The organism is Staphylococcus sp. ZWU0021 (assembly GCF_000798895.1).
In the GTDB taxonomy this organism is placed as follows: Bacteria; Bacillota; Bacilli; order Staphylococcales; family Staphylococcaceae; genus Staphylococcus; species Staphylococcus saprophyticus.
In genome coordinates this window covers 18,819-19,165 of record NZ_JTLN01000010.1, presented here as the reverse complement: position 1 = coordinate 19,165, position 347 = coordinate 18,819, and the positions used below count along the sequence as shown (strand labels likewise).

Annotated in this window: 1 pseudogene; it reads right to left on the bottom strand. The window is 31.1% G+C overall.

The window, feature by feature from the left end:
• Positions 1 to 223: 223 nt before the first annotated feature.
• Positions 224 to 347: pseudogene (locus tag L987_RS14375) on the bottom strand (protein rep); the annotation flags it as partial.

Genomic DNA, 347 nt, shown 5'->3' with positions numbered 1-347 from the left:
TTGAATTTTAAGGGGGCATTTTAAAGATTTAGGGGTAAATCATATAGTTTTATACCTAAAAACATATATAAGCTCTTAAAACGCAAATGTGAGCCAAATAAATATATTTTAATTACACCAACTAAAATTTGAGCAAAACCAGTGTTGATTTTTTAAGACACTGCCCAGTTATATGCAAACTTAAAAGTTGGCATGAAAAGTGGTCAACCATGCCGGTTGAACGCTATAGTTCCCGCAAAGGCAAAAAGACATAATTTTGTTTTTCAAAATTCCAAATTACCGTAATTGAATGTGCTTTTTCTTCTTGGTCTGTTGTTTTATCTTCGTCACTTGTATGAATTAAATTG